Origin of the sequence: Pseudomonas sp. GD03875 (assembly GCF_029840585.1) — a bacterium.
Classification (GTDB): domain Bacteria; phylum Pseudomonadota; class Gammaproteobacteria; order Pseudomonadales; family Pseudomonadaceae; genus Aquipseudomonas; species Aquipseudomonas paralcaligenes.
In genome coordinates this window covers 86227-111385 of record NZ_JAOCCV010000002.1, presented here as the reverse complement: position 1 = coordinate 111385, position 25159 = coordinate 86227, and the positions used below count along the sequence as shown (strand labels likewise).

General features: G+C 67.7%; 23 protein-coding genes. 17 read left to right on the top strand and 6 right to left on the bottom strand.

Translation table 11 applies throughout. The features are described 5' to 3' along the window. The first annotated feature begins 33 nt into the window (after positions 1-33). Positions 34-1230, top strand: a complete 1197-nt coding sequence (locus N5D30_RS01980; protein ID WP_279907440.1) for an amidohydrolase family protein — start codon at positions 34-36, stop codon at positions 1228-1230. A gap of 204 nt (positions 1231-1434) precedes the next feature. On the opposite strand, the gene N5D30_RS01975 is transcribed toward N5D30_RS01980, so the two are convergent. Beyond that, complete coding sequence (locus tag N5D30_RS01975; RefSeq protein ID WP_279907439.1) at positions 1435-2631, bottom strand: Ca2+-dependent phosphoinositide-specific phospholipase C; 1197 nt, start codon at positions 2629-2631, stop codon at positions 1435-1437. A gap of 349 nt (positions 2632-2980) precedes the next feature. On the opposite strand from N5D30_RS01975, the gene N5D30_RS01970 reads away from it, so the two are divergent. Together N5D30_RS01970 and N5D30_RS01965 are read left to right on the top strand one after the other, a co-directional pair. Then, positions 2981-3886, top strand: a complete 906-nt coding sequence (locus tag N5D30_RS01970; RefSeq protein WP_279907438.1) for a bestrophin family ion channel — start codon at positions 2981-2983, stop codon at positions 3884-3886. A gap of 43 nt (positions 3887-3929) precedes the next feature. Beyond that, entirely contained in the window at positions 3930-4505 is a 576-nt protein-coding gene (locus N5D30_RS01965) for a flavin reductase family protein (RefSeq protein ID WP_279907437.1), read from the top strand. Here N5D30_RS01965 and N5D30_RS01960 read toward each other — a convergent pair. From N5D30_RS01960 to rnd, 3 genes are read right to left on the bottom strand one after another with little or no spacing between them, the layout of a single operon-like run. Continuing rightward, a complete protein-coding gene (locus N5D30_RS01960) occupies positions 4499-5413 on the bottom strand; it encodes a D-2-hydroxyacid dehydrogenase (RefSeq protein ID WP_279907436.1) in 915 nt (304 codons plus the stop codon). The genes N5D30_RS01965 and N5D30_RS01960 overlap by 7 nt on opposite strands. Beyond that, on the bottom strand, positions 5413-5706 hold the full coding sequence (locus N5D30_RS01955) for a YcgL domain-containing protein (protein WP_279907435.1): 294 nt from the start codon (positions 5704-5706) through the stop codon (positions 5413-5415). Before N5D30_RS01955 ends, N5D30_RS01960 begins: the two co-directional genes overlap by 1 nt. Next, positions 5703-6818: a ribonuclease D gene (rnd, locus tag N5D30_RS01950; RefSeq protein ID WP_279907433.1), complete on the bottom strand. Its 1116-nt coding sequence runs from the start codon at positions 6816-6818 to the stop codon at positions 5703-5705. Before rnd ends, N5D30_RS01955 begins: the two co-directional genes overlap by 4 nt. Before the next feature lie 315 nt (positions 6819-7133). On the opposite strand from rnd, the gene N5D30_RS01945 reads away from it, so the two are divergent. Then, positions 7134-8192, top strand: coding sequence for an SMP-30/gluconolactonase/LRE family protein (locus N5D30_RS01945; protein ID WP_279907431.1), 1059 nt, complete (start codon positions 7134-7136; stop codon positions 8190-8192). 46 nt (positions 8193-8238) lie between these two features. After that, positions 8239-9093 carry a sulfurtransferase gene (locus tag N5D30_RS01940; protein ID WP_279907430.1) on the top strand — a complete coding sequence of 285 codons (855 nt, stop codon included), beginning with the start codon at positions 8239-8241 and terminating at the stop codon, positions 9091-9093. Positions 9094-9181: 88 nt separating this feature from the next. Here the strand turns inward: N5D30_RS01940 and N5D30_RS01935 are convergent, their stop codons facing one another. Then, positions 9182-9934 carry an AraC family transcriptional regulator gene (locus N5D30_RS01935; RefSeq protein ID WP_279905364.1) on the bottom strand — a complete coding sequence of 251 codons (753 nt, stop codon included), beginning with the start codon at positions 9932-9934 and terminating at the stop codon, positions 9182-9184. A gap of 186 nt (positions 9935-10120) precedes the next feature. On the opposite strand from N5D30_RS01935, the gene lon reads away from it, so the two are divergent. From lon to N5D30_RS01880, 11 genes are all read left to right on the top strand, one after another. Beyond that, positions 10121-12520 (top strand): endopeptidase La, encoded by a 2400-nt coding sequence (lon, locus tag N5D30_RS01930; protein ID WP_279907429.1) that lies wholly within the window; start codon positions 10121-10123, stop codon positions 12518-12520. A gap of 103 nt (positions 12521-12623) precedes the next feature. Further along, positions 12624-13043, top strand: a complete 420-nt coding sequence (locus N5D30_RS01925; RefSeq protein ID WP_279907428.1) for a glutaredoxin family protein — start codon at positions 12624-12626, stop codon at positions 13041-13043. 85 nt (positions 13044-13128) lie between these two features. Beyond that, positions 13129-13530, top strand: coding sequence for a protease inhibitor I42 family protein (locus tag N5D30_RS01920; protein WP_279907427.1), 402 nt, complete (start codon positions 13129-13131; stop codon positions 13528-13530). Further along, complete coding sequence (locus N5D30_RS01915; RefSeq protein WP_279907426.1) at positions 13527-13817, top strand: hypothetical protein; 291 nt, start codon at positions 13527-13529, stop codon at positions 13815-13817. The genes N5D30_RS01920 and N5D30_RS01915 overlap by 4 nt, the downstream gene beginning before the upstream one ends. 92 nt (positions 13818-13909) lie before the next feature. After that, a complete protein-coding gene (locus tag N5D30_RS01910) occupies positions 13910-14602 on the top strand; it encodes a lysoplasmalogenase (RefSeq protein WP_279907425.1) in 693 nt (230 codons plus the stop codon). Between the two features lie 111 nt (positions 14603-14713). Beyond that, complete coding sequence (locus N5D30_RS01905; protein WP_279907424.1) at positions 14714-15283, top strand: hypothetical protein; 570 nt, start codon at positions 14714-14716, stop codon at positions 15281-15283. Between the two features lie 65 nt (positions 15284-15348). Continuing rightward, a complete protein-coding gene (gene cmoA, locus N5D30_RS01900; RefSeq protein WP_279907423.1) occupies positions 15349-16092 on the top strand; it encodes a carboxy-S-adenosyl-L-methionine synthase CmoA in 744 nt (247 codons plus the stop codon). Continuing rightward, the gene (gene cmoB, locus N5D30_RS01895; protein WP_279907422.1) at positions 16089-17057 is read left to right on the top strand and encodes a tRNA 5-methoxyuridine(34)/uridine 5-oxyacetic acid(34) synthase CmoB; all 969 of its coding nucleotides are present in this window, start codon (positions 16089-16091) and stop codon (positions 17055-17057) included. The genes cmoA and cmoB overlap by 4 nt, the downstream gene beginning before the upstream one ends. Positions 17058-17669: 612 nt before the next feature. Next, entirely contained in the window at positions 17670-18182 is a 513-nt protein-coding gene (locus tag N5D30_RS01890) for an RNA polymerase sigma factor (RefSeq protein WP_279907421.1), read from the top strand. Then, positions 18179-19099 (top strand): FecR domain-containing protein, encoded by a 921-nt coding sequence (locus N5D30_RS01885; RefSeq protein ID WP_279907420.1) that lies wholly within the window; start codon positions 18179-18181, stop codon positions 19097-19099. The genes N5D30_RS01890 and N5D30_RS01885 overlap by 4 nt, the downstream gene beginning before the upstream one ends. A 326-nt stretch (positions 19100-19425) precedes the next feature. Beyond that, positions 19426-21783 carry a TonB-dependent siderophore receptor gene (locus N5D30_RS01880; RefSeq protein ID WP_279907419.1) on the top strand — a complete coding sequence of 786 codons (2358 nt, stop codon included), beginning with the start codon at positions 19426-19428 and terminating at the stop codon, positions 21781-21783. Positions 21784-21823: 40 nt separating this feature from the next. Here N5D30_RS01880 and N5D30_RS01875 read toward each other — a convergent pair whose 3' ends face one another. Next, a complete protein-coding gene (locus tag N5D30_RS01875) occupies positions 21824-22660 on the bottom strand; it encodes a S1-like domain-containing RNA-binding protein (protein ID WP_279907417.1) in 837 nt (278 codons plus the stop codon). A 279-nt stretch (positions 22661-22939) separates the two neighbouring features. Here N5D30_RS01875 and N5D30_RS01870 point away from each other — a divergent pair, with 279 nt between their 5' ends. Then, positions 22940-25141, top strand: coding sequence for an LTA synthase family protein (locus N5D30_RS01870; protein ID WP_279907415.1), 2202 nt, complete (start codon positions 22940-22942; stop codon positions 25139-25141). Positions 25142-25159: the final 18 nt, after the last annotated feature.

Here is a 25159-nt window from a genome sequence, read left to right as displayed (position 1 = left end):
TGCGGGGCTTCAGTACAAGAACAAGAGGTGGTCATGAAACGTCGTACATTCGTCGTGGGCGCTGGCGCGCTCATAGGTGCCGGGGTGCTCGCATCGAACATGAAAAGCGAACCAGAGAAGAACATCGTGAGGAACCTTGATCCGGATGCGGACGCGGCGGCCATCGCTGCAGTCGAGCAATCCGGCGTGATCGACGTTCACCGCCATATCGTGCCTCCGGCCATGCGTGACCTGCTGGCACGCCGCAACACGAGGTCGCTTGCCGGGCTCGAACTGCCCGACTGGTCCCCTGAGTCGTTCATCGCCTCCCTGCAGGCGGACGGCGTGCAGACGGCCATCACCTCTGCGGTGCTGCCCGGCATTCAGGTGGGTGAAGCCGAACTGACGGCCTTCTCGCGCAGCAGCAACGAGTTCTCGCGCGAACTGGCCGAGCGCCACAAGGGCCGGATGGGATTCTTCGCGCACCTGCCATTGCCGTACACCGAACGGGCCTGCGCGGAGGCCATCCATGCGCTCGATACCTTGCAGGCGGACGGCGTGGTCCTGATGGCCAGCAACGACGGGAAATTCCTGGGCGATCCCCTCTTCGCAGAGCTGATGCACGAGCTCAACGAGCGCAGCGCCATCGTCTTTGTCCACCCGAACGTACCGGCCACCGACCCTCTCGGCCTGAGCACGCCCCTGAGCGTGGTGGAATACCCCTGCGACATTACCCGAGCCGGGCTGAACCTCATCCTGACGGGCACGATGGAACGCTTCCACAAGATCCGCTGGATTCTCGCTCACGCCGGAGGCTTCCTGCCCTATGTCGCGTGGAGGGTGTCCCTGGCCAACACCATGATCGAGTATGGGGACACCGCGACCCAGGGCGTGCTGACTTACCTGAGGCGCTTCTACCTGGACACCGCCATCTCCCTCTCGCGCCCATCGATGGCGACGTTGCGCGAGCTGGTCGAGCCAGACCGGCTGCTGTTCGGCACCGATGTGCCATTCGCCTCCGGCCAACACGCTCAGCAACAGATCAAGGAACTGGTCGCCTCCGACTTCTGGAGCGCCGGTGAAGCGGCCCGTGTCGAACGCGGCAACGCGCTTAGCCTGTTCCCCGACTACAAGCAGCCAGATGAGGCTGTCGCGGCATTGCCCTCCTTCGAACAGGAGTCATTCCTCAATGGGACCAAGCGGCAGGTACTCTCGCCGCTGCGCTCGCTTGCCCAGAAGCTCAGAGAGTGAAAGCAATGTCCGCCACATAAGGAATGATCGGACACGCCCTCGAGCCAACCCTGTAGGAGCGGACTTGTCCGCGAACGGACTGACAGCAAATCTTCACGGCCAATCGGAAGCCCAGCCGCCCCCACGAGGGCAGCCATAAGCAAACAGCATTAGGCCAGTCAACGAAATCGCCGGCATCACCCGATGCCGGCGTTTCTCCAGCGGCTACACAAGCGGCGTGCGCTTCACGAAGCGTTGGTGCCCCACCGCCGCCCACGCATGGTTCTCGATCTTGTTGGTGGCGATGAAGTTGCAGCCGCTTTCGAGGCAGTCGTACCAGTTGTCGTCGCTGTTCACTTCATAGGCCCGCAATAGCACATCCTTTTTCCCAGCAGCCTTGCGGAATACCGCCATCCATTGGTCACGTGTCGGGTGGGTGATGTTGTAGTTGAAGAAGACCCGATGAGTGTCCGCCGGGTCTTCGTCGTTGCCGCATTTCTTGTCCGCGAAGCAGAGGCGTTTCTTGGGATCGGTCGACGCGTATTTCTTCTTCGCGGTTTCGTCGCCGGTCAGGCAGATGATGATCTTGCCAGCCAGTTCGGCGACGGTTGGCCAGCCGTTCGTCCTGGCCCCTTCGGGCAGGGAATCGCAAGTGCCCATGAGGTCCCCGGGTTGGTAGATCGGCATGAGCAGCCGTGCGCGGATGTATTCGTCCAGCTCGGCGGGGAAGTTGTCCGAGTGCACCTTTTTCAGGTCGATGTGCAGGGTGATCACATCGTGCCCCGGGTGGGCGTTCGAGTAGGCGGTGAGGTCGGACAGGTACTGCGACAGCTGGCGGTCCTTCTTGTCGTAGTCCTTGGTGTGCGTCACCGCCCATTCGTTGCCGTCCTTGGACTGCGCCACGTCGATCTCCAGCGAGCCGCAGCCATCCTTCGAGGGCTGGTCGGCATTCCACTGCAGCTGCTGGACGAAGCCTTCCTTCCGCTCGTAGCTGTTGTGGGCGGACTTCATCGACACTTCATTGAAACGCAGTTCGGCATAGCTGGCCTTCAGCAACGTGAAGGTGATCCGGCGCAGGTCCTTGTCGCCCGGCGAATGGCGTTCGCCATAGGTCGCGAGCTGCAGGTTGGCCTGGGCATCGGTGACGCTGGATTTCAGGCCGCCGCCTTCCTGGGGGTCCTTTATGCTCTTGATGTAGGCGGTGCCGAGGACTTGCTTGTCGCCGTCGCGTAGCAGCTCTATATCCAGTTCGCCGTGATGGCCGGTCTTCGCCTTCACCCTGAACGTGGCCGTGCTGTTCGGGCCGATCAGCTTGTCGTCGATGGACTTCCCGTCCCCTTCGACCCAGTAATCCCGGGTCACTTTGGTTCTGATCGACACATCGAGCCTGTTGGAAATGATCACATCCGCTGGACTTGCCATCGTAGATACCGCTCCTGGTTGCTGTGTTGTGTGGGGGCGACATGCCCGCCTTCCATTCACGACTCCGAACGAAAGACCCTTGGTATAGCAGACGGGTCGGCGCCGCGCGGCCGGGGCACACCAGGGATGCGGAGGACGAACGGGCGGCTCAGGCGCCCCGCTTCCCCCGCCGGTATTCGTTCACCGTCACCCCGGTCCAGCGGCGGAAGGCCTGGCGCGGGTCTCCAACCGCCGCGCAGTGATTGGGTCGGCGGCTGACAGCCTGCGCCCGCCCCACCACGGCCAACCCGGAGCACCACCCTTTTCGGTACTATGGCGGCTCCCCGCGCGGCCCGTACCGACACAGCCCATGATCATCTACCCCCAACGCGTCTCCCTCTGGACCCTGCTGTTCTCCATCAAGGGCTCGATCATCCCGGTCATCTGGAAGAAGGTGATGTACACCGTGCTGCTCAGCTCGCTGGTGGTGGCGAGCCAGGGCCTGCTCGACGCCCACCACATGCTGCTGACGGCGACGCCCTTCACCCTGTGGGGGCTGACGCTGGCGATCTTCCTCGCGTTCCGCAACACCGTGGCCTACCAGCGCTTCTGGGAGGCACGCACGCTGTGGGGCGAGTTGCTGATCGTCGCGCGCAACCTAGCCCGGCAGAGCGTGACCCTGCTGCCGGAACTGGACCGGGAATCCCGCCTGGCGCTGGCGAGGCCGCTGATCGGCTTCGCCCATGCGCTGCGCGACACACTGCGCGGGCAACCGATGAGCGACGACACCCGGCGGGCGCTGGGCGACGACGCGCCAGACCTGCCGACCTCACCCAACGCGCTGCTCGGCCTGCTCGGCCAGCGCTTCATGGCACAGGCACGCGGCAGCGGCGCCAGCGACGTGGTGCTGGTCGAGATCGACCAGCAGCTGACCCGCCTCTCCTACGTGCTGGGCGGCTGCGAGCGCATCCGCAACACGCCGATTCCCTATCCGTACATCCTGATGCTGCACCGGGTGGTGCACATCTACTGCTTCCTGCTGCCCTTCTGCCTGGTCGGCAGTATCGGCTGGTTCACCCCCGTCGCGGTGTGCGTGCTGGCCTACACCTTCTTCGGCCTGGACGCCCTCGGCGACCAGATCGCCGACCCGTTCGATACCCAGCCCAACGACCTGCCGCTGGACGCCATCTGCCGCACCATCGAGATCTCGACCCTGGAGCTGATCGGCGAACCGACGCCGGCGCCGCTGGAGCCGGTGGGCGAGGTCCTGCTATAGCCAGCGACAGCACGATCAGAATTCCCAGCGCCAGGAGTCTCCGATGAATCCCCACCTCGCCCCCGTCGACCTCGCCAAGGCCTACCGCCTGCTCAACCACGGCCCAACCGTGCTGGTCTCGGCGCGCCACGGCGGCGTGGACAACGTGATGGCGGCGGCCTGGGCCTGCGTGCTGGATTTCGCCCCGCCCAAGCTCACCGTGGTGCTGGACAAGGCCACCCGCACCCGCGAGCTGATCGAGCGCAGCGGCCGCTTCGCGATTCAGGTGCCGACGGTCGCGCAGCTGCGCCTGACCCATGAGGTCGGCAATCACAGTCTCAAGGAGGCGCCGGACAAGCTGGCCCGGGCCGGCGTCGACCTGTTCGAACTGCCCGGCCATGACCTGCCCCTGGTCGAAGGCTGCTCCGCCTGGCTGGCCTGCAAGCTGGTGCCCGAGCCGCACAATCAGGGGGCCTACGACCTGTTCATCGGCGAGGTGGTCGGCGCCTGGGCCGATGATCGGGTGTTCCACGGCGGCCGCTGGCACTTCGAGAACGCCGACCCGGCCTGGCGCAGCCTGCACCACGTGGCCGGCGGGCACTTCTATGCCATCGGCGAGGCGCTGACGCCGCCTCAGTAGCCGCGGGCGAAGTCGACCTCGCCGCGCAGCGGCTGTCCGTCGCGGTAGCGGCGCAGGTTGTCGATGAACAGCCGGGCCATCGCCGCCGGTTCAGTCGGCGCCGAGCTGTGCCCGGTGAGCAGCAGGCGCGGCGCGTCCCAGAACGGGTGGCCCGGCGGCAAAGGCTCCTCGCGGCACACGTCGATCACCGCACCGGCCAGTTGCCCGGCCTGCAGGGCCGCCACCAAGTCGGCGTCGACCACCGCCACGCCGCGCCCGCAGTTGATCAGCAGCGCCTCACGGCGCATCCGCGCGAACAGGTCGGCATCGTAGAGATCGCGGGTGGCCGGCGTATCCGGCAGCACGTTGACGATGCAATCGGCCCAGGCCGCCTGTTCGGCCAGCTCGTCCAGGCCATGCACCTCGGCGAAGGGCTCGATGGGTCTGGACTGGCGGGCAATGCCGCGCAGCGCCACGCCGAACGGCGCGAGGAAGCGGGCGATCTCGCTGCCGATGTCGCCCGCGCCCACCACCAGCACCTTGCAGCCATTCAGGCTGGGCGGCGGCTGGCCGTCCCAGCGCTGCTCGACCTGGCTGGCCAGGCGCGCCAGCACGCGGCGGCGGTGCAGCAGCAGGTAGGCGAGCACATATTCGGCCATGGGCTGGCCGAAGATGCCGACCGCCCGGCTCAGGCGGTAGTCGCGCGGCAGGCCGACTCCCAGCAGCGGCGTGATGCCGGCCCAGGTGGATTGCAGCCAGTCGGGCCGCCGCCCCTGGCGCAGCAGCGGCAGGAGCAGGTCCGGCTCACCCAGCCACACCGGGCACTCGCCCGCGCGGGCAGCGTCGTGGTGCAGTTCGAGGCCAGGCTCGGCCGTTCGCAGCAACTCGGCGTAGCGCGCCTGTTCGCGCTCCAGCAGGAGGACTCGCATCAGACCGGATCGTTGCGCCGCAGCAGTTCTTCCGGCAGGTGCTGGATGTACTCCTCCTCGGGCGGCGGCATCTGCAGGTGGTAGCCCTGCTTGTCGAGATTATCCAGCACCAGGGCGATGTCCTCGCGAGCCAGCTTCTTCTCCGGCGTGAGGATCATCTCGAAGCACAGCTGCGGTGCGCCGAAGGCGGCCAGCAGGCCCTCGGGCACGCGCTTGAGGGCATCGGCCTTGAGCACGTAGAGGTACATCTCGTTCTTGCGCGGGCTCTTGTAGATGGAGCAGATCTTCTTCATTGCAGTACGTCCAGCAGGGCCTGGCCCATCAGTTCACGGCGCCATCCGCGCAGGTTGTCCGGCAGCGTCCATGGGCCGTCGGGGTAGCCGCTCTTGAGCAGGGCTTCGAGGGATTTCTTGCGCAGCATCAGCTCGGGGACGATCTGCAGACGCTCGGCCTCGGCCTGGCCGACCGCGCGCAGTTGCTTCAGCAGCGCGCCGGCCTCGATCGGCAGCGGCGTCGGCAGGGACTCGGGCCACCGCTCCGGCGGCAACGCCGCGGCCTCGCGGATCAGCCGCAGGATGGTCTCGCCATCCTGGCGCACGGTGCGCGGGTGCATGTCCTCGATGCGCGCCAGGGTCACGCTGTTGTCCGGCTGGAAGCGCGCCAGCGGCCACAGCGAGTGCTCGCGCAGGATGCGGTTGCGCGGCTGGTTGCGCGCCCGCGCCTGGCGCTCGCGCCAGGCGTACAGGGCACGCAGCACGGCCAGTTGCTGGCGCGACAGCTTCCAGCCCAGCTTGGCCTCCTTGTACAGCTCGTCCGGGTCGACCTCGCGGCGCAGGTTGGCCACCAGCTCGGCGCCGTCGTCCAGAATCCACGCCAGCTTGTCCGCCGACAGCCTGGGCAGCAGCACCTGGTACAGCTCGGCCAGGTGCTGGGCGTCCTCGGCGGCATAGCTCACCTGGGTCTCCGAGAGCGGCCGCTGCAGCCAGTCCGAGCGGGTCTCGCCCTTGGGCAGTTCGATGTTCAGCACTTCCTGCACCAGGCGCGAATAGCCCATGGAGAAGCCGATGTTGAGGTAGCCGGCGGCCAGCTGGGTATCGAACAGCGGCTGCGGCAGCGCGCCGGTCAGGCGCAGGAAGACTTCCAGGTCCTCGCTGCAGGAATGCAGCACCTTGGTCACGCCCGGGTCTTCCAGCAGTGCGGCGAAGGGCGCCCAGTCACTCACCTGCAGCGGGTCGACCAGGTAGGCGCGCTGGCCGTCGCCCACCTGCAGCAGGCCGGCGATGGGATAGAAGGTGTCGACCCGCATGAACTCGGTATCGAGGGCGACGAAGGGCAACTGCCGCCACTCGGCGCAATGACGCGCCAGGCTGGCGTCGTCGAGGATCCATTGAATATCGATGGCCACGCGGCACTCCTTGATTGATGCGGCGCAGTATATATGCCCGAGCGTGATACCGGGCATTCACGCCCGTTGCCCACGGAACAGCGACTCCCCCACACCCCGTCGTCCCCGCAAAGGCGGGGACCCAGCGCGTCATCATCTCGAACGGTTACCTTTCGGACGGTCATCCCCGCGCAGGCGGGGACCCAGGAACACGATGTCGTGGCCAGCTCCTGGATTCCCGCCTTCGCGGGAATGACGGGATTGTCCGTGCAGGTTCTTCCCCTCTCCCGGCAGCCTGTACACTGCCGGCACCACACCACCAGGGAAGAAACAACAATGAAGAAAATCCTCGGTCTCGTCGTGCTGCTCGTTGTGGGCCTGGGCGTCGTCCTCTCCTTCACCCCCAGCCCCATCGCCCCGCTGGCCTGGAAACCCCAAGAAGCGCCGCAGATGACCGGCGTGCTGGAGCCCAACGACACCCTGATGAAGGCCGAACTGCTGGCCCAAGGGCAGATCCACGGCCCGGAAGACACCGCCGTGGACGGCCAGGGGCGGGTCTACGCAGGGCTGCACGACGGCCGCGTGGTGCGCATCGCCGACGGCCAGGTGGAAACCCTCGCCGACACCGGCGGCCGCCCGCTGGGCATGGACTTCGACGCCCAGGGCAACCTGATCGTCGCGGACGCCTACAAGGGCCTGCTCAGCATCGACCCGCAGGGCAAGGTCACGGTCCTGGCCACCGAGGCCGAGGGCGTGCCCTTCGCCTTCACCGATGACCTGGACATCGCCAGCGACGGGCGCATCTACTTCACCGACGCCTCCAGCAAGTTCCAGCAGCCGGACTACCTGCTCGACCTGCTGGAAGGCCGCCCCTACGGCCGGCTGATGGTCTTCGATCCGGCCAGCGGCAAGACCGAGGTGCTGCTCAGGGACCTGTACTTCGCCAACGGCGTGGCCCTGTCGCAGCACGAGGACTTCGTGCTGGTCAACGAGACCTACCGCTACCGCATCCAGCGCTACTGGCTGAAGGGCGACAAGGCCGGCACCCACGACCTGTTCGCCGACAACCTGCCGGGCATGCCGGACAACCTCCAGGGCGACCGCGCCGGCACCTTCTGGGTGGCCCTGCCGACGCCGCGCAAGAGCGACGCCGACTTCCTGCAGAACCAGCCCTGGGTCAAGGCCCAGCTGGCCAAGCTGCCCCGCGCCCTGTGGCCGAAGCCGACCGCCTACGGCCTGGCCATCGCCCTCGACGAGCAGGGCCAGATCGTCGAGAGCCTGCACGACACCAGCGGCACCCACCTGCGCATGGTCACCTCGGTCAAGCCGGTGGGCGACTACCTGTACCTGGGCAGCCTGGACAACGACCGGATCGGCAGGCTCAGGATTCGCTGACACCCCCTATGATGTGCCCGTCCATCGACCCGCCACAGGAGGCCCCATGCCACTCGCCCAGCTGATCACCGCCGACCACCTGCAGACCCGCCAGGGCGAACCGGGCCTGGTCATCCTCGACTGCCGCTTCGCCCTCGACGACCCGGCCTACGGCGCCCGCAGCTACACCGAGGGCCATCTGCCCGGCGCGCAGTTCGCCGACCTGGAGCGGGACCTGTCTGCCCCGGTGGTCAAGGGCGTGACCGGGCGCCATCCGCTGCCCGACGCCGACGAACTGGTCGGCAAGCTGCGCGCCTGGGGCCTCGACGACGACTCCACGGTGGTGCTGTACGACGACGGCCCCGGCGCCTTCGCCGCCCGCGCCTGGTGGCTGCTGGCCTGGCTGGGCAAGCGCGACGGCGTGTTCCTCCTCGACGGCGGCCTCAAGGCCTGGAAGGACGCAGGCCTGGCGCTGACCGACGAACGCCCCGCGCCACGGCCGGGCCACTTCGCCGGCCAGCCGGACGCCAGCCTGGTACTGAGCGCCGGGCAGCTGCAACAGCGCCTGGGCGACGCAGACCTGACCCTGCTGGACGCCCGCGCCCTGCCCCGCTTCCGCGGCGAGGTGGAGCCGCTGGACCCAGTGGCCGGGCACATCCCCGGCGCCCGCTGCGCGGTGTTCACCGACAACCTGGGCGAAGACGGTCGCTGGCTGCCGGCGGACCGCCTGCGCGCACGCTTCGACGCCTTGCGCGGCGAGCGGCCGGCGCAATCCCTGGTGGCCTACTGCGGCTCCGGCGTCACCGCCTGCCACAACCTGTTCGCCCTGAGCCTGGCCGGCTATCCGCTGGCGCCGCTGTACGCCGGCTCCTGGAGCGAATGGATCACCGACCCGGCGCGGCCGGTGGCGACCGGGGACTGAGCGGGCTCCGAAATAGACAAGCAAGACCGGTGCGCACGACGCACCCTGCGAGGCACACCACTGTAGGGTGCGCCATGCGCACCGCGCTCTACTGCAACCCGCGCAACCGCTTGGGCGTCAGTCCGAGGTAGCGGCGCATGGCGGTGGTCAGCGCGCTCTGGCTGGAGAAGCCGCACTCCCCGGCGATCCGCACCAGCGGCAGCGGGCTCTCGCGCAGCAGCCGCGCGGCGTGGTCGAGGCGGGTCTTGAGCAGGTACTGGTGCGGAGTCAGGCCCACGCTGTCCTTGAACTGGGCGTGGAAGTGGCTGGGGCTGAGGCAGGCCACCTGGGCCAGCTCGATCACCGTGATGCGCCGCGCCAGGTGCTCGACGATGTAGGCGTCCAGCCGGCCGATGTCGAGGCTGGCGATGGCGCCGCGGCGGCCTTCGCCGAACAGGCGCAGATGCAGGGCCCGCAGCAATACGCCGCCGAGCGCGCGGGCCAGGTGCGGGTCGCTGCCGTAGCGGGCCAGTTCGGCGCCGGCGTAGCTCAGCAGGTTCTGGAAATCGGCGTCCAGGGTCGGGTAGCGCGGGCTCTCGAACAGCTGGGCGAGCAGGTCGAGGTCTTCCGGCGAGGTGTCGCGCCCGTCCAGGTCGAGGATCAGCATGCGGTTGTCGCCCATGCCGGCGAACTGGTGGTCGGCGTCCCCGGGCACCAGGCAGGCGCGCATGCGGCAGACCTCGCCGCCACAGCCGCTGACCTCGAATTCCGCGCGACCGGACAGCGACATCACCAGCTGGTGATAGTCGTGGGCGTGTTCGTGAGCCTGGTTGTCCAGGCGCGCGAGGCGGGCATTGAGCATGGGCGGAATACCGGACCGAGGCAGGGTTGCACTTTAACCAGTTGGACGGCGAAGCGGCAGTATCACCGATAAGCGGCATCGGTTGCACCATCCCTCAAAAAAGGCGCAACCCGAAAATGACATTGAAATGCCCCGGCCATCGCCCCATCTAACCCGCTACCACAGGTTGAGCAGACAAGGGCCGCCATGAGCGATCAGGACATCACCCACGAATACATCGAGGCCGAGGCGCATCGCCAGGCCACCCACCTCGCCCTGCCAGGCCAGACCCTGCCGGACAAGCTGTACGTCCTCCCCATCCACAACCGCCCGTTCTTCCCGGCGCAGGTGCTGCCGGTCATCGTCAGCGAGGAGCACTGGGCGGAAACCCTGGAACTGGTGGCCAACACCGAGCACAAGTGTCTGGCGCTGTTCTACGTCGACCAGCCGGTGACCGATCCGCGCCACTTCGACACCGCCAGCCTGCCGGAGCACGGCACCCTGGTGCGCGTGCACCACGCCAGCCGCGCCGACGGCAAGCTGCAGTTCGTCGCCCAGGGCCTGGGCCGGGTGCGCGTGCGCGGCTGGCTCAAGCGCCACCGCCCGCCCTACCTGGCCGAGGTGGACTACCCGCAGGGCCAGAATGACGGCCGCGACGAGGTCAAGGCCTACGGCATGGCGCTGATCAACGCGATCAAGGAACTGCTGCCGCTCAACCCGCTGTACAGCGAGGAGCTGAAGAACTACCTGAACCGCTTCAGCCCCAACGACCCGTCGCCGCTGACCGACTTCGCCGCCGCGCTGACCACCGCGCCGGCCGGCGTGCTGCAGGAAGTGCTCGACTGCGTGCCGATCCTGCGGCGCATGGAGAAGGTGCTGCCGCTGCTGCGCAAGGAAGTGGAAGTCGCACGCCTGCAGAACGAGCTGTCCGCCGAGGTGGACCGCAAGATCGGCCAGCACCAGCGCGAGTTCTTCCTCAAGGAACAGCTCAAGGTGATCCAGCAGGAGCTGGGCATCACCAAGGACGACCGCAGCGCCGACGCCGACGAATTCCGCGCCCGCCTAGCCGGCAAGACCCTGCCCGAGCAGGCGCAGAAGCGCATCGACGAGGAGCTGCACAAGCTGGCGATCCTCGAATCCGGCTCGCCGGAATACGCGGTGACCCGCAACTACCTGGACTGGGCCACCGCCCTGCCCTGGGGCCTGCTCGGCCAGGACAAGCTCGACCTCGGCCACGCGCGCAAGGTGCTGGACAAGCACCACGCCGGGATGGACGACATCAAGGCGCGCATCACCGAATTCCTCGCGGTGGGCGCCTTCAAGGGCGAGATCTCCGGCAGCATCGTGCTGCTGGTCGGCCCGCCCGGCGTGGGCAAGACCAGCATCGGCAAATCCATCGCCGAATCCCTCGGCCGGCCCTTCTACCGCTTCAGCGTGGGCGGCATGCGCGACGAGGCGGAGATCAAGGGCCACCGCCGCACCTACATCGGCGCCATGCCCGGCAAGCTGGTGCAGGCGCTGAAGGAAGCCGAGGTGATGAACCCGGTGATCATGCTCGACGAGATCGACAAGATGGGCGCCAGCTACCAGGGCGACCCGGCCTCGGCGCTGCTGGAAACCCTCGACCCGGAGCAGAATGTCGAATTCCTCGACCACTACCTGGACCTGCGCCTGGACCTGTCCAAGGTGCTGTTCGTGTGCACCGCCAACACCCTCGACTCCATCCCCGGCCCGCTGCTGGACCGCATGGAGGTCATCCGCCTGTCCGGCTACATCACCGAGGAGAAGCTGGCCATCGCCCGCCGCCACCTCTGGCCGCGCCAGCTGGAGAAGGCGGGGGTGAACAAGAACCAGCTGAGCATCAGCGACCCGGCGCTGCGCGCGGTGATCGAGGGCTACGCCCGCGAGGCCGGCGTGCGCCAGCTGGAGAAGCAGCTCGGCAAGCTGGTGCGCAAGGCGGTGGTGCAGTTGCTGGACAACCCCGGCAGCAAGGTGAAGATCGGCCCGAAGGACCTCGAAGGCTACCTCGGCATGCCGGTGTTCCGCGGCGAGCAGGTGTTCAACGGCACCGGAGTGATCACCGGCCTGGCCTGGACCAGCATGGGCGGCGCCACCCTGCCGATCGAGGCGACCCGCATCCACACCCTCAACCGCGGCTTCAAGCTGACCGGCCAGCTCGGCGAGGTGATGAAGGAATCGGCGGAAATCGCCTACAGCTACGTCGGCGCCCACCTCAAGCAGTACGGCGGTGACCCGGGCTTCTTCGACCAGGCCTTCGTCCACCTGCACGTGCCGGAGGGCGCCACGCCCAAGGACGGCCCCAGCGCCGGCATCAGCATGGCCAGCGCCCTGCTCTCCCTGGCGCGCAACCAGGCGCCGAAGAAGGGTGTGGCCATGACCGGCGAACTGACCCTGACCGGCCAGGTGCTGCCCATCGGCGGCGTGCGCGAGAAGGTGATCGCGGCGCGGCGGCAGAAGATCTTCGAGCTGATCCTGCCGGAGGCCAACCGTGGCGATTTCGCCGAGCTGCCCGACTACCTCAAGGAAGGGCTGACCGTGCACTTCGCCAGGCGCTTCGCCGACGTGGCCAAGGTGCTGTTCGCCTGAGGCCATCCCCAGCAGACGGGTGAGCCGCCCTCACCCGCTCTGCTTATGGGGCGCAATGCTGTAGAAAGGACACTGCTCACCTCGTCCGCATGGAAGCCAACCGATGTCGAAATTCATCCTCGCCCTGCTCGCCACGCTCCCGCTCGCCTGCGCGGCGGAGGTCTACAAGTGGACCGACGAACAGGGGCGCGTCCACTTCGGCGACCAGCCGCAGGACAAGGAAAAGGCGGAGCGGCTCTCCCTCAAGGTCACGCCCTACGAGAGCGTCAGCTACGAGTCGGTCGCGCCCGCCAGGAGCCAGCGCGTGGTCATGTACGCGGCCAGCTGGTGCGGTTACTGCCGGCAGGCCCGCAACCATTTCCGGCAGAACGGCATCGCCTACGTCGAATACGACATCGAGAAGAACCAGAGCGCCCGGAAAGCCTACGACGCCATCGGCGGCAACGGCGTGCCCGTCATCCTGTTCGGCGACAAGCGGCTGAACGGCTTCAGCATCGACAGCTTCCGGGCTATCTACCCGTAATCGAGGACGTGCCGTGCGCACGCAATGCCCCTCTCCCAGCCCTGCCCCGCTATGCTGTGCGGGTTTCGACCGACAGGAGTCCGCCATGAAGCCGTTCCATCGCCTGCTGCTGCCCTGTGGCCTGGCCCTGCTGGCCGCCTGCGGCTCGCAGCCGCAATCCACCGTGAGCGTGGAGGAGAAGCAGCTGGGCAAGTGCCCGCTGCAGCTGCACGCCGGGCAGACCCTGAACATCGCCCTGCCGAGCAACCCCACCACCGGCTTCCGCTGGGTGGTGGCCGACGCCGCAGGCGGCGTGCTGCGCAGCCTCGGCCCCGAGGTCTACGTGACGCCGGAGGACGCCGGGCTGGTCGGCGCCGGCGGCCAGTCCACCTGGCGCTACCAGGCCTACCAGGCCGGCGAGGGCCGCCTGCTGATGCACTACCAGCGGCCCTGGGAACAGGACGTGGCGCCGGAGAAGACCATCGACTGCCGGATCGACGTGCGATGATCGCGGCGCTGCGCCGGTTCGCCGGCAACAGGCGCCAGCAGTTCTCCCGCTGGTGGCACTCGCCCATCCGCCGGCGGGATCGCCTGACCGGCGCGATGATCGGCGCCATGGCCTTCTTCTGGATCGCCAGCCTGGGGCGCCTGGCCTTCGCGCCCTCGCCCGAACTCGGCCAGCTCGCCCTGTGGGCGCTGGGCGGGGTGTTGCTCGGCGCGGCGTTCGGCGCCCGCTATCCGCGGCTGACCACCTGCCTGCTGTTCCCCTTCGCCACCATCGGCACCGGCCCCTGACGCGACAAACCGCTCCAGCTGTTACGTGCCGCACTGATTCCGGCCGGCAGCGTGGCCATAATGGGCGCAAACAACAACAAGAGAACCCCGCCATGCGCCCACTGCTGCTGATCGTCGCCCTCGCCGGCGTCGCCCTGTTCCTCCTCGGCCATCACTTCGAACTGACCTGGCTGCGCCTGCTGAGCAAACCGCTCCCGGTCATCTGCCTGCTGCTCTGGCTGCGCGAAGCGCCGGCCGGCCACTACCGGCGCTGGATCGCCATCGGCCTGGGCCTGTCGCTGCTCGGCGACCTGCTGCTGGAATGGCCGGCGGACCTCTTCGTGTTCGGCCTCGGCGCCTTCCTCCTCGCCCACCTGGCCTACCTGGCCGCCTACCTGGGCGACACCCGCCGCCTGGCCCCCTTCGACCTGCTGATCGCCGCGCTGGCAGCCGGCGGCATGCTCTATCTCCTGGCCACTGCCGGTGGCGGCCTGGGCCAGATGCTGGCGCCGGTGGCGCTGTACAGCCTGGTCATCGGCTGCATGCTGTGGCGCGCGCTGGCGCGGATCGGCGTGGTGGCCGGCGCGTCCGCCTGGCTGGCGGCCGGCGGCGCCGCGCTGTTCGTGCTGTCGGACAGCCTGATCGGCATCAACCGCTTCGTCGCGCCCTTCGAGGGCGCGCGCTACGCCATCATCCTCAGCTACTGGCTGGGCCAGTTCGGCATCGCCGCCTCCGCGGTGCTCCTGCTCGCCCGCCCGGCTCACACCGCGACCGCCTCCACGACGCCTTCCCTGGCCGAGCGCTAGGCAACGTCAGGCGCGCCCGTGCCGCGCAGGCACGGGCGCGCTCGCCGGAAAACGGCGACGCCCCGGCAAATCGTCTATAGAGAGAGTCAGGCTCTCTGGTGGAGGTCGGCCATGCAAGGCAAGTCGTGGATGCTGCTCCCGCTGTACCTGTTCCTGCTGTCAGGCTGCGGTAGCCTGCTCCCCAGCGAGCGCGCCGAGGTGCTCTCGCCGTTCAACGACTACCTGGACGCCGAGATCCGCTACTCCCAGGCCCAGCCCGGCAAGACCACCCGCTCCGATCTGTTCTCCCTCGGCTTCGACCCACTGGCCCAGGGCAACGGCAAGATGCTCTCGTTCATCGACCTGCGCCTGATGTTCGTCCAGCCCAACGTACCCATCGAGTACCTGCCCGACGGCCTGCTGCAGTGCCTGGAGGCCAAGGACCGCTGCATCGGCTACGCCTTCGACTTCAACAAGACCGACACCCAGCGGGTCGGCAACTTCTGGGCCGACGTGTTCAACTTCCGCAAGAAGCGCGAGCTGCAGGGCTGGGCCTTCCGCGCGGTGTTCGTGCTGGTCGACGACACCCTGGTGCACAAGGTCAGCAACGGCGAGCCGAACATCCGCCGCTACGAGGTCAAGCGCAACCCACTCGGCCCGCTGCAGGGCGCCGGCGAATTCTTTTCCGATCAGTTGAAGTGAAGGCGGTTGGGCCACGGCCCGCTCTTGGCTAGAATGCCGGCCTTTTCCACACCGGACCGACCGCCGTGAAGCAGCAGCCCGACCGACTCTTCTCCCAGCCCCTGGAACAGGTGCCGGACTTCGTCTTCAACGAGGACGTGGCCAGGGTCTTCCCGGACATGATCAAGCGCTCGGTGCCGGGCTACCCGACCATCGTCGAGAACCTCGGTGTGCTGGCCGCGCAGTTCGCCCAACCGCACAGCGTGCTGTACGACCTGGGCTGCTCCCTCGGCGCGGTGACCCAGGCGCTGCGCCGCCACGTGAAGACCGACGGCTGCCGGGTGGTCGCCGTGGACAACTCCCACGCCATGGTCGAGCGCTGCTCCGAATACCTGCACGCCCAGGACGCCATGTTCCAGGAGCTGCTGCCGGTCGAGGTGGTCGAGGCCGACATCCTCGCCCTGGACCTGCAGCCGGCCTCCCTGGTGGCGCTCAACTTCACCCTCCAGTTCGTGCCGCCGCAGCAGCGCCAGGAGCTGCTCGCGCGCATCCGCCAGGCCCTGCTGCCGGGCGGCGCGCTGATCCTCTCGGAAAAGCTGCGCTTCGAGGACGAGGCCGAGCATGCCCTGCTCGGCGAGCTGCACCTGGCGTTCAAGCGTGCCAACGGCTACAGCGAACTGGAAATCGCCCAGAAGCGCAGCGCCATCGAGCACGTGATGAAGCCCGACAGCCTGGAACAGCACCGCGAGCGCCTGCTGGCCGCCGGCTTCTCCAAGGTCGTGCCCTGGTTCCAGTGCCTCAACTTCGCCTCCCTGATCGCCCTGCCATGATCCGCCACCTCGACCTCGACGCCCTGCAACAGCAACTGGCGGGCAGCCCGCTGCAGGACTGGGCCGCCGACCTGCCGGCCCAGCTCGACGCCAAGCTGGCCGTGGGCCACGGCGACCTGGCGCGCTGGTTCGCCGCCGTCGAGGCGCTGCCGGCGTTGCCGGTCGAGCACGCCGAGCTGCGCGACGCCCTGCGCCTGGAAGGCGCCTGCGACGAGGCCACCCGAACCGCGCTGAAAAGCGCGCTGCAGGGCCTGATTCCCTGGCGCAAGGGGCCATTCGAGCTGTTCGGCGTGCACGTCGACACCGAATGGCGCTCGGACTGGAAGTGGTCGCGGGTGGCGCCGCACCTGGACCTGGCTGGCAAACGCATCCTCGACGTCGGCTGCGGCAACGGCTACTACATGTGGCGCATGCTCGGCGCCGGCGCCGACGCGGTGGTCGGCGTCGACCCCAACTGGCTGTTCCTCAACCAGTTCCTCGCGGTCAAGCGCTACCTGCCCGACGCGCCGGCCTGGCACCTGCCGCTGGCCCTGGAAGAACTGCCGGCGAAGCTGGAAGGCTTCGATACCGTGTTCTCCATGGGCGTGCTCTACCATCGCCGTTCGCCCATCGACCACCTGCTGGAACTCAAGGACTGCCTGCTCAGGGGCGGCGAACTGGTGCTGGAAACCCTGGTGGTGGAAGGCGACGCCCAGCAGGTGCTGGTGCCCGAGGACCGCTACGCGATGATGCGCAACGTCTGGTTCCTGCCCTCGGTGCCGGCGCTGGAACTCTGGCTGCGCCGCGCCGGCTTCGTCGACGTGCAGTGCGTGGACGTGTCCACCACCAGCGTCGAGGAACAGCGCGCCACCGAGTGGATGCGCTTCCAGTCGCTGCCCGACTTCCTCGACCCCGCCGACCACAGCCGCACCCTCGAAGGCCTGCCGGCGCCGACCCGCGCCGTGCTGGTGGCGCGCAAGCCGTAGGCAGAGGGGGCGCTTCCTTTCGTCATTTCCGCGTTGACGGGAATCCATGCGCAGACCAGGGCACCGCGTCCCTGGGTCCCCGCCTTCGCGGGGACGACCACCTACCTCGTCATTCCCGCGCAGGCGGGAATCCATGCGCCGGCCGGAGCACCGTACCCTGGGTCCCCGCCTTCGCGAGGACGACCACTTTCCTCGTCATCCCCGCGCAGGCGGGAATCCATGTGCCGGCCGGAGCACCGTGCCCTGGGTCCCCGCCTTCGCGAGGACGACCACTTTCCTCGTCATTCCCGCGCAAGCGGGAATCCATGTGACGACCGGAGCACCGTGCCCTGGGCCCCCGCCTTCACGAGGACGACCACTTTCCTCGTCATTCCCGCGCAAGCGGGAACGACGAGGCGTTGGGACGGGAAATCCCGTGTGGCGCGGTCGAGACAGGCGCTGCTCGGAAAGCAGCCCGGGCACCGAGGAAAACTCTCGTCCAGCCTCCAGCGCTTTCATAGAGAAGCTGTCCCCCCATGACGCCCTATCACTCCCCCGACTCATTCGCGCCACGTTTGCGAACAATTCTCGTTTTAGCTAGTCTGGCGCGCCCGCTTCGCCTTCGGACCCGCCATGGCCCCCAATCTCGAGCAGCTGTTCCGCCTGTACCACAGGGAACTCCAGCAACTGGCCTACCGCCGGCTGGGCGACCGGGAAGCCGCCGCCGACCTGGCCCAGGACACCTTCCTGCGCTACGCCGGGCTGGACCACGGCGGCCGCCGCGAAGCCATCGCCAACCCGCGCTTCTTCCTCCTGCGCATCCTCGGCAACCTGATCATCGACCTGCGCCGCAGCCGCGGCCGGCGCAGCGAAACCACGCCGCTGGACGAACTCGACGACCACTTGCTCGACGCCCGCCCCGGCCCCGAGCGCCTGTACGAGCTGCGCCAGCAGTTGCAGCTGCTGCACCAGGCGCTGCAGGAGCTGCCGCCGAACTGCCGCGAGGCGCTGCTGCTCAATCGCCTGCACGGCCTGAACCACGCGGCCATCGCCGAGCGCCTGGGCGTCTCGCCGAGCATGGTCTGCAAGTACATCATGCGCGCACTGCGCCACTGTGCCCGCCGCCTCGGGCTGGTCGCCGAATGAAGCCCAGCGACGAGGAACTGGACCGTCCCCTGCCGCCGCTGACCGAGGAGGCGTTGCAACGGCTGGTGCGCCTGCACGACGGCGCCGCCAGCGAGGACGACTGGGCGGACTACGCGCAGTGGAGCCGGCTCAGCGCCGACCATCGCGCCGCCAGCGCCGACGCCGAGCGGCTGTGGGAAGCGCTCGGCCATTCCCCGGCCACGCCGCGCCGCTTCGCACGCCCCGCGCTGGCGGTGCTGCTCGCCCTGTTCCTCGCCGGCGGCTGGCAGGCCGAACGCCAGGGCTGGCTGGCCGACCAGCGCACCGGCAGCGGCGAGCGCCGCGAACTCACCCTCGCCGACGGCTCGCGCCTCGAACTGGCGCCCCACACCCGCGTCGACCTCGCCCTCGACGGCGAACGGCGCGTGTTGCGCCTGCATGGCGGCGAACTGCACGTGCAGGTCGCCGCCGACCCGCGCCGTCCGTTCGAGGTCGAGGCGGCCGGCGGGCGGATTCGCGCGCTGGGCACAGGCTTCGACGTCCGGCGCGAGGGCGACCGGGTCTCGGTGGTGGTCACCGAACACAGCGTGCTGGTCAGCCAGGACGGCGCCGAGCAACGGCTGGAGAGCGGGCAGCGCCTGGCGTTCGGTCCCGACGGCCTGCGCCCGCCCGAGCCGGCGGACGTCCAGGCCGCCACCGGCTGGCGCCGCGGCCGGCTGGTGTTCGACGGCCAGCCGCTGGGCGAGGTGCTCGACCAGCTCGGCGACTACCAGGACGGCCTGATCCTGATCCGCGACGAGCGCCTGCGGGCGCTGCCGGTCACCGGCGTGTTCGCGACCGGCGACGTACCCGCGCAACTGGAACTGCTGCAGAAGTCCCTGCCGATCCGCATCCGCCACTGGCCCTGGCTGACCCTGGTCGAGCCCGCTGACGGTTGATGGTCCAGGCAAAAAACCGGCTATGTCCCCCTCACGGAGTGGAGGCGCAAGCCCTGTGGGAGCGGACTTGTCCGCGAAGCCTTGCCGTCAGCCCCGTTCGCGGACAAGTCCGCTCCCACAAAAGCAGGCTTGCGCTCACCGACAACCGTTAACGCAGACATAAGAGCCATTTTTGACGTCGTCCTCCGGACGACGGCCCGAAGGGTGACCGCCAGGGATGGCGGGCCACAAAAAAACTTCCGGCGCGCTGTCAGGTTTGCGCGCGCCGTCGTCTTCCCCCGTTGAGAGCGATTTTCATTGAGCTGATTTCAGCAAAGGGGAGAACCATGCACCGATCATTCGCGCCCACCGCCCTCTGCCTGGCCCTGGCCTCGGCCGGCCCGCTGGCCCACGCGCAGCCGCCCGCCCAGGCCGTGGAGGCGAACCAGGCCAGGCACTACGACATCGCGCCCGGGCCGCTGGGCCAGGCGCTGACCCGCTTCGGCGAACAGAGCGGCCTGCGCCTGATCGTGCCCAGCGAGCTGCTGCAAGGGCTGAACAGCCCCGGCCTGCAGGGCGAGCACGAACCCGGCGCGGGACTGGACCGGCTGCTGCAGGGCAGCGGCCTGCGCGCCACCCTGTCCGGCGACAGCGCGGTGATCGAGCCTACCCCGGCCCAGGCCGGGGTGCTGGAGCTGGGCACCACGTCCATCTCCGGCAAGGCGCCGGGCTCCACCACCGAAGGCACCGGCTCCTACACCACCTGGTCGACCAGCAGCTCGACGCGCCTCAACCTGTCGCCCCAGGACACGCCGCAATCGATTACCGTGCTGACCCGCCAGCGCATGGAGGATCAGAAGCTCGACAACATGATCGATGCGTTGAACGCCACCGCCGGCGTCATCGTGCAGAGCTACAACGTCGGCGCCGACAGCCCCGACTTCATGGCGCGTGGTTCCATAATCAACAATTTCCAGATCGACGGGGTGCCGACCGCCTCCCTGCTGAGCAATGACCTGCACAGCACCGTCATCTATGACCGGGTCGAGGTCGTACGAGGCGCGACCGGCATGATGAGCGGGCTGGGAACGCCTTCGGCGACGGTCAATCTGATTCGCAAACGCCCGACCCACGAGCCGCAGGTCAGCCTTACCGCCGAGGCGGGCAGCTGGGAGCGCTACGGGAGTGGAATGGATGTTTCCGGGTCTCTCAACGAGAGCGGCAACATTCGAGGCCGCCTGGTCGCCGACTACAAGCACCAGCACGCCTGGGTCGATCGTTACGAACAGGACTATTTCGTGCTGTACGGCACCAGCGAATTCGACCTGAGCGACACCACCCTGCTTACCCTGGGCTTCAGCCACCTGACGCGAGACAGCGACTCGCAGTTCAGGGCCACGCCACTGTTCTTCAGTAACGGACAGAAGATCGACTCCAGCGCCAACGACTACAAATGGCCGAAGTGGCTGTACTACGACCAGGAGCTGAACAATGCCTTCGTCTCGCTCGAACAGCAGTTCGACTCGGGATGGAGTGGGAAAGTGGAGCTCAACTACACCCAGAACGAGTACGACGCACTGCTCACCAACATCAGGGGTTTGATAGACCAGGCCACCGGCACCGGTGCAACGCTCTGGCCCGCCCGCTGGCTGAGCAATGCCGAGCAGATCGGCCTGGATGCCTACGCCACGGGCTCGTTCTCTCTCCTCGGACGTGAGCATGAACTGATGACCGGGGCCACCCTGTCCGATCTTTGGGCCAAGGGCCCCAGCATGGGCCTGTCGCCCAGCTACGACAGGAACATTCCCGACTTCCATGACGTTGGCGCCATGCCCGAACCCGACTTCATCGACTACGGGAACAACGTACGAAACGAACACCAGTACAGCGCCTATGTGAGTTCCCGCTTCCAACTGACGGACAGTACCAATCTCCTTCTGGGCAGCCGTGTCATCGACTGGAAGCGGGTCATGGAATACCCGGGGGTCGACGACGTCCGCAGCCGCGAAAGCGGAGTCTTCATTCCCTATGTGGGCATCGTGCAGGCCCTGGATGACACCTGGTCGCTCTACGCCAGCTACACCAAGATCTTCCAGCCGCAGGAGGACTACGTCATCGAATACAACCGCGCACCGCTGGAGCCGGAAGAAGGCATCAGCTACGAAGCCGGGATCAAGGCCAGCCTCAACGATGGGCGCCTGACTTCCAGCCTGTCCGTGTTCAAGAACGAACAGGAAAACCTGGCCGTCTGGAATAGCGACACGTTCATGTACGACATTTCGGATTCCGCCACGACCAAGGGCGTGGAGCTGGAGCTCAACGGAGAGCTGGCCGAAGGTTGGCAGTTCACCAGTGGCTACGCCTACAGCGTCACCACCGACAAGGACGACAATCGCATCCTCTCGCGCCTGCCCCGACATAGCCTGAAGACGTTCACGACCTATCGCCTGCCTGGCGCACTGAGCAGGCTGACCGTCGGCGGCGGGATGAACTGGCAGAGCAGAATCGGCAACCAGGATCAGTACTGGCAAGGCAGCTATGCGCTGGTCAACCTGATGGCTCGCTACGCGATCACCGAAAACCTGTCTGGCTCAGTCAACCTGAACAACCTGTTCGACAAGGAATATTTCACGTCCGTAAGCAGCAACTACGGGCTCCATGGAGCCCCGCGCAACGTCATGTTCTCGATGAAGTACAGCTACTGAGCCACGGGAGAGCAGCCCGCCGGCATCGGCGGGCCTGGACTCAGACCAGCTCGATCCGGTCGTCGTGGATGGCGATCAGCCCCTGCTTGAACAGCCCGCCGATGGCCTTCTTGAAGTTGCCCTTGCTGACGCCGAAGGCCTTGCTGATCACCGCGGGGTCGCTCTTGTCGGACAGCGGCAGGCTGCCGCCAGCGTCGCGCAGGGCGGCGAGGATCTGTTCGGACAGCTCGTCGCGGGCCTGCTGGCCGACCGGCTGCAGGCTCAGGCTGATCTTGCCGTCGGCGCGCAGCTCCTTGATGTAGCCCTTCTCCTGGGAGCCGCCACGGAGGAACTTGAACACCTCGTTCTTGTGGATCAGCCCCCAATGCAGGCCATTGATGATGGCCTTGAAGCCGAGGTCGGTCTGCTCCACCACCAGCAGGTCCACCTCCTGGCCGACCTGGTAGTTCGCCGGGGTCTTGTCCAGGTAGCGGTCCAGCCGCGCGGTAGCGGTGATGCGGCGGGTGCGCGGGTCGAGATAGACGTGCACCACGCAGTAGTCGCCGACCTGCAGCGGGCACTTCTCCTCGGAGTGCGGCATCAGCAGGTCCTTGGGCAGGCCCCAGTCGAAGAACAGGCCAACCCGGTTGATATCCACCACCTTGAGGCTGGCGAAGCCGCCGACCTGCACCTTGGGCTTCTCGGTGGTGGCGATCAGGCGGTCCTCGCTGTCCAGGTAGATGAACACGTTGAGCCAGTCACCGACCTCGCAGGGCTCGTCCTTGGGGATGTAGCGCTTGGGCAGGAGGATCTCGCCATCCGCGCCGCCGTCGAGAAAGAGGCCGAAGTCGGCCAGCTTGGCCACCGGCAGAGAGTTGTAGCGCCCGATCAGAGCCATGTTCGTCACCCGTTCGAAGAGGCCGGCATTCTACCCGTAGAACCCGCTTACAATCTGCCGCACGCCGCTCGGGCGGCGGAAAAAACCGCGCGCGCCGCGCCGCCGCTGCGCTTGCCCGCCCCGCCACGGGCCGTCCGGCGCCCGCCATACGCGGCGTCGGACGCATGCGCCACTGGCGTCTAGCACAGGCATGTTTCAGAATCATGGCAAGTCGCAACCACGACCCCTTTCGCCTGTCTGAATTACACGGACTCTCGCTGCCCTATCTCAGGAGCTCCTGTGCGCCTTTCGAGCCGTTGGCTGCCCTTTCCTGCCGCGTCGCTTCTCGCCCTCGGCCTGCTGTTCCTCGTGCTGCCCACCGTCGCCCGCTACTGGCTCGGCTGGTCGAGCTGGCCTGGCCATGTGTCCGACCTCGGCATCGGCAGCCTGCTCCTGCTGCTCTGCTACCGCCGCCCCCTGCTCGCCGTACCGCTGATCGCCGCCTGGGCGGTGATGCTGCTGGGCAACGCCGAGCTGGTCAACGCCGTGGGCCGCATGCCCGAGCCCAACGACCTCAAGTACCTCAGCGACCCGCAGTTCGTCAGCCAGTCCACCCAGGGCGGCGGCATTCGCTACCCGCTGCTGGCCGGCGCCCTGGCGGTGCTCGCGCTGGCCTGCCTGCTGCTCGGCCGCCGGCGCGGCCCGCGGATTCCCCGCTACGCCTACCTGCTGCCCGTCGTCCTGCTGGCCGGCCACGCCGTCGACCAGTACCTGGAGCCCAGCGAGGACGACCAGTGGCGTCTGTTCAACCTGCCGCACAAGGTCCTGGCCGAAGGCGGCAGCCGCGCGCGGATGGCGGTCGAGGACTGGTACGCCGGCGAAGAATCCGGCCTGCCGCCGGACATCGACGGTCTGAGCCGGCTGGACCTGTCCGGCACGCCGCTGCTGCACGGCGGCGGCAAGGCGCGCAACGTGCTGATCGTCACCCTGGAAGGCATTCCCGGCGCCTACATCGCGCGCAACCGCCAGCTCGTCGGCAGCAGCTACGAAGAAGACCTGATGCCGCGCCTGAGCGAATGGGCCGAACGCAGCATGACCACGCCGGACTACGTGTTGCACAGCCACCAGACCATCCGCGGCCTGTACGCCATGCTCTGCGGCGACTACAGCAAGCTGGACTCCGGCACGCCCAAGGGCGTCGAGCTGCTCAACAGCCAGACCCGCAACCTGCAGTGCCTGCCGCACCAACTGCGCGCCATGGGCTTTCGCACCCACTTCCTGCAGGGCGCCGGGCTGCGCTTCATGGCCAAGGACCAGATCATGCCGCACATGGGCTTCCAGAAGACCCACGGCCGCGACTGGTTCAAGAACCGCCCCTACCTGGAATTCCCCTGGGGCATGGACGACAAGGCCTACTTCGAGGGCGCGCTGAAATACGTCGGCCAGCTGCGCGCCAGCGAGCGGCCGTGGATGCTCACCCTGCTCACGGTCGGCACCCACCAGCCCTACTCCGCGCCCCAGGACTACCTGGACCGCTTCCCCACTGCCAAGCAGGCCGCCATCGGCTACCTGGACGACGCGGTGGGCGACTTCCTCGACGGCCTGGAGAAACAGGGCGTGCTCAAGGACACCCTGGTCATCGTCACCTCCGACGAATCCCACGGCATCGAGAACGTGCGCCTGGCCTCGGCCTGGGGCTTCAACCTGGTCCTGGCGCCAGCCGCGGACAAGCTGCCCCGGGTCAAGACCGGCGTGTACGGCCACGTCGACCTGACCGCCTCGGTGCTCGACTACTTCGACCTGCCGGTGCCGGACAACATCGCCGGCCGCTCGCTGTTCCGCGACTACGCCACCCCGCGCGAGATCGTCTCCTACACCAACGGCCTGCTGCGCCAGCACGACGGCAAGGTGTTCACCGAGTGCAACTTCCAGCAGGTCTGCCGGCGCTACGAGAGCGCGGGCTTCATCGCCGGGCAGCCCAAGTACCTGGGCCGGGTCAGCGGGCGCCAGGCGCGCCTGGTCAGCCAGCGTGCCGCCCTGCTCGACCAGTCCATCACCGGCGGGCAGATCGGCCAGCGCTACCAGTTCGCCAACCGCCAGCGCATCGACCTCAAGGTGCAGTCCCGCGACGACTGGGCGGACAACCTGATCGGCGCCCAGTACCTGGAAATGCCCAAGGGCACCCGCACCCGGGTGACGCTGAAGATCGAGGCCGTGCGCCTGGACCGCCAGGGCGCCTCGCTGCGCCTGCTGACCAAGGAATTCGACCGCGACAACAGTCTGGCCATCCCGACCCTGCCGGCGCTCAAGCGTGGCGAGAGCATCGAGCTGAGCTTCGACTTCGACAACCCGGAAACCCGCAAGGCCTTCTCCTTCCACCTGCTCGGCGAAGGCCGCGGCGCCATCCGCATCAGCGACTTCAGCGTGGTCACCGAGCCGCTGCCGCCGGAACTGGTCGCGGCCCAGGCGCCGGAAACGGCGCTGGACGCGGCGGCGCACTGACGCCCGTAAGGTGCGCCG

Coding starts and splice junctions, on each gene's coding strand:
- N5D30_RS01960 (WP_279907436.1), bottom strand. CDS start 5,413: ATGCGAGTCCTCCTGCTGGAGCGCGAACAGGCGCGCTACGCCGAGTTG.
- N5D30_RS01905 (WP_279907424.1), top strand. CDS start 14,714: ATGCAAGGCAAGTCGTGGATGCTGCTCCCGCTGTACCTGTTCCTGCTG.
- N5D30_RS01955 (WP_279907435.1), bottom strand. CDS start 5,706: ATGAAGAAGATCTGCTCCATCTACAAGAGCCCGCGCAAGAACGAGATG.
- N5D30_RS01925 (WP_279907428.1), top strand. CDS start 12,624: ATGTCGAAATTCATCCTCGCCCTGCTCGCCACGCTCCCGCTCGCCTGC.
- N5D30_RS01875 (WP_279907417.1), bottom strand. CDS start 22,660: ATGGCTCTGATCGGGCGCTACAACTCTCTGCCGGTGGCCAAGCTGGCC.
- N5D30_RS01910 (WP_279907425.1), top strand. CDS start 13,910: ATGCGCCCACTGCTGCTGATCGTCGCCCTCGCCGGCGTCGCCCTGTTC.
- N5D30_RS01945 (WP_279907431.1), top strand. CDS start 7,134: ATGAAGAAAATCCTCGGTCTCGTCGTGCTGCTCGTTGTGGGCCTGGGC.
- N5D30_RS01940 (WP_279907430.1), top strand. CDS start 8,239: ATGCCACTCGCCCAGCTGATCACCGCCGACCACCTGCAGACCCGCCAG.
- N5D30_RS01885 (WP_279907420.1), top strand. CDS start 18,179: ATGAAGCCCAGCGACGAGGAACTGGACCGTCCCCTGCCGCCGCTGACC.
- N5D30_RS01880 (WP_279907419.1), top strand. CDS start 19,426: ATGCACCGATCATTCGCGCCCACCGCCCTCTGCCTGGCCCTGGCCTCG.
- lon (WP_279907429.1), top strand. CDS start 10,121: ATGAGCGATCAGGACATCACCCACGAATACATCGAGGCCGAGGCGCAT.
- N5D30_RS01970 (WP_279907438.1), top strand. CDS start 2,981: ATGATCATCTACCCCCAACGCGTCTCCCTCTGGACCCTGCTGTTCTCC.
- N5D30_RS01975 (WP_279907439.1), bottom strand. CDS start 2,631: ATGGCAAGTCCAGCGGATGTGATCATTTCCAACAGGCTCGATGTGTCG.
- N5D30_RS01980 (WP_279907440.1), top strand. CDS start 34: ATGAAACGTCGTACATTCGTCGTGGGCGCTGGCGCGCTCATAGGTGCC.
- N5D30_RS01920 (WP_279907427.1), top strand. CDS start 13,129: ATGAAGCCGTTCCATCGCCTGCTGCTGCCCTGTGGCCTGGCCCTGCTG.
- cmoB (WP_279907422.1), top strand. CDS start 16,089: ATGATCCGCCACCTCGACCTCGACGCCCTGCAACAGCAACTGGCGGGC.
- N5D30_RS01890 (WP_279907421.1), top strand. CDS start 17,670: ATGGCCCCCAATCTCGAGCAGCTGTTCCGCCTGTACCACAGGGAACTC.
- N5D30_RS01965 (WP_279907437.1), top strand. CDS start 3,930: ATGAATCCCCACCTCGCCCCCGTCGACCTCGCCAAGGCCTACCGCCTG.
- N5D30_RS01935 (WP_279905364.1), bottom strand. CDS start 9,934: ATGCTCAATGCCCGCCTCGCGCGCCTGGACAACCAGGCTCACGAACAC.
- N5D30_RS01915 (WP_279907426.1), top strand. CDS start 13,527: ATGATCGCGGCGCTGCGCCGGTTCGCCGGCAACAGGCGCCAGCAGTTC.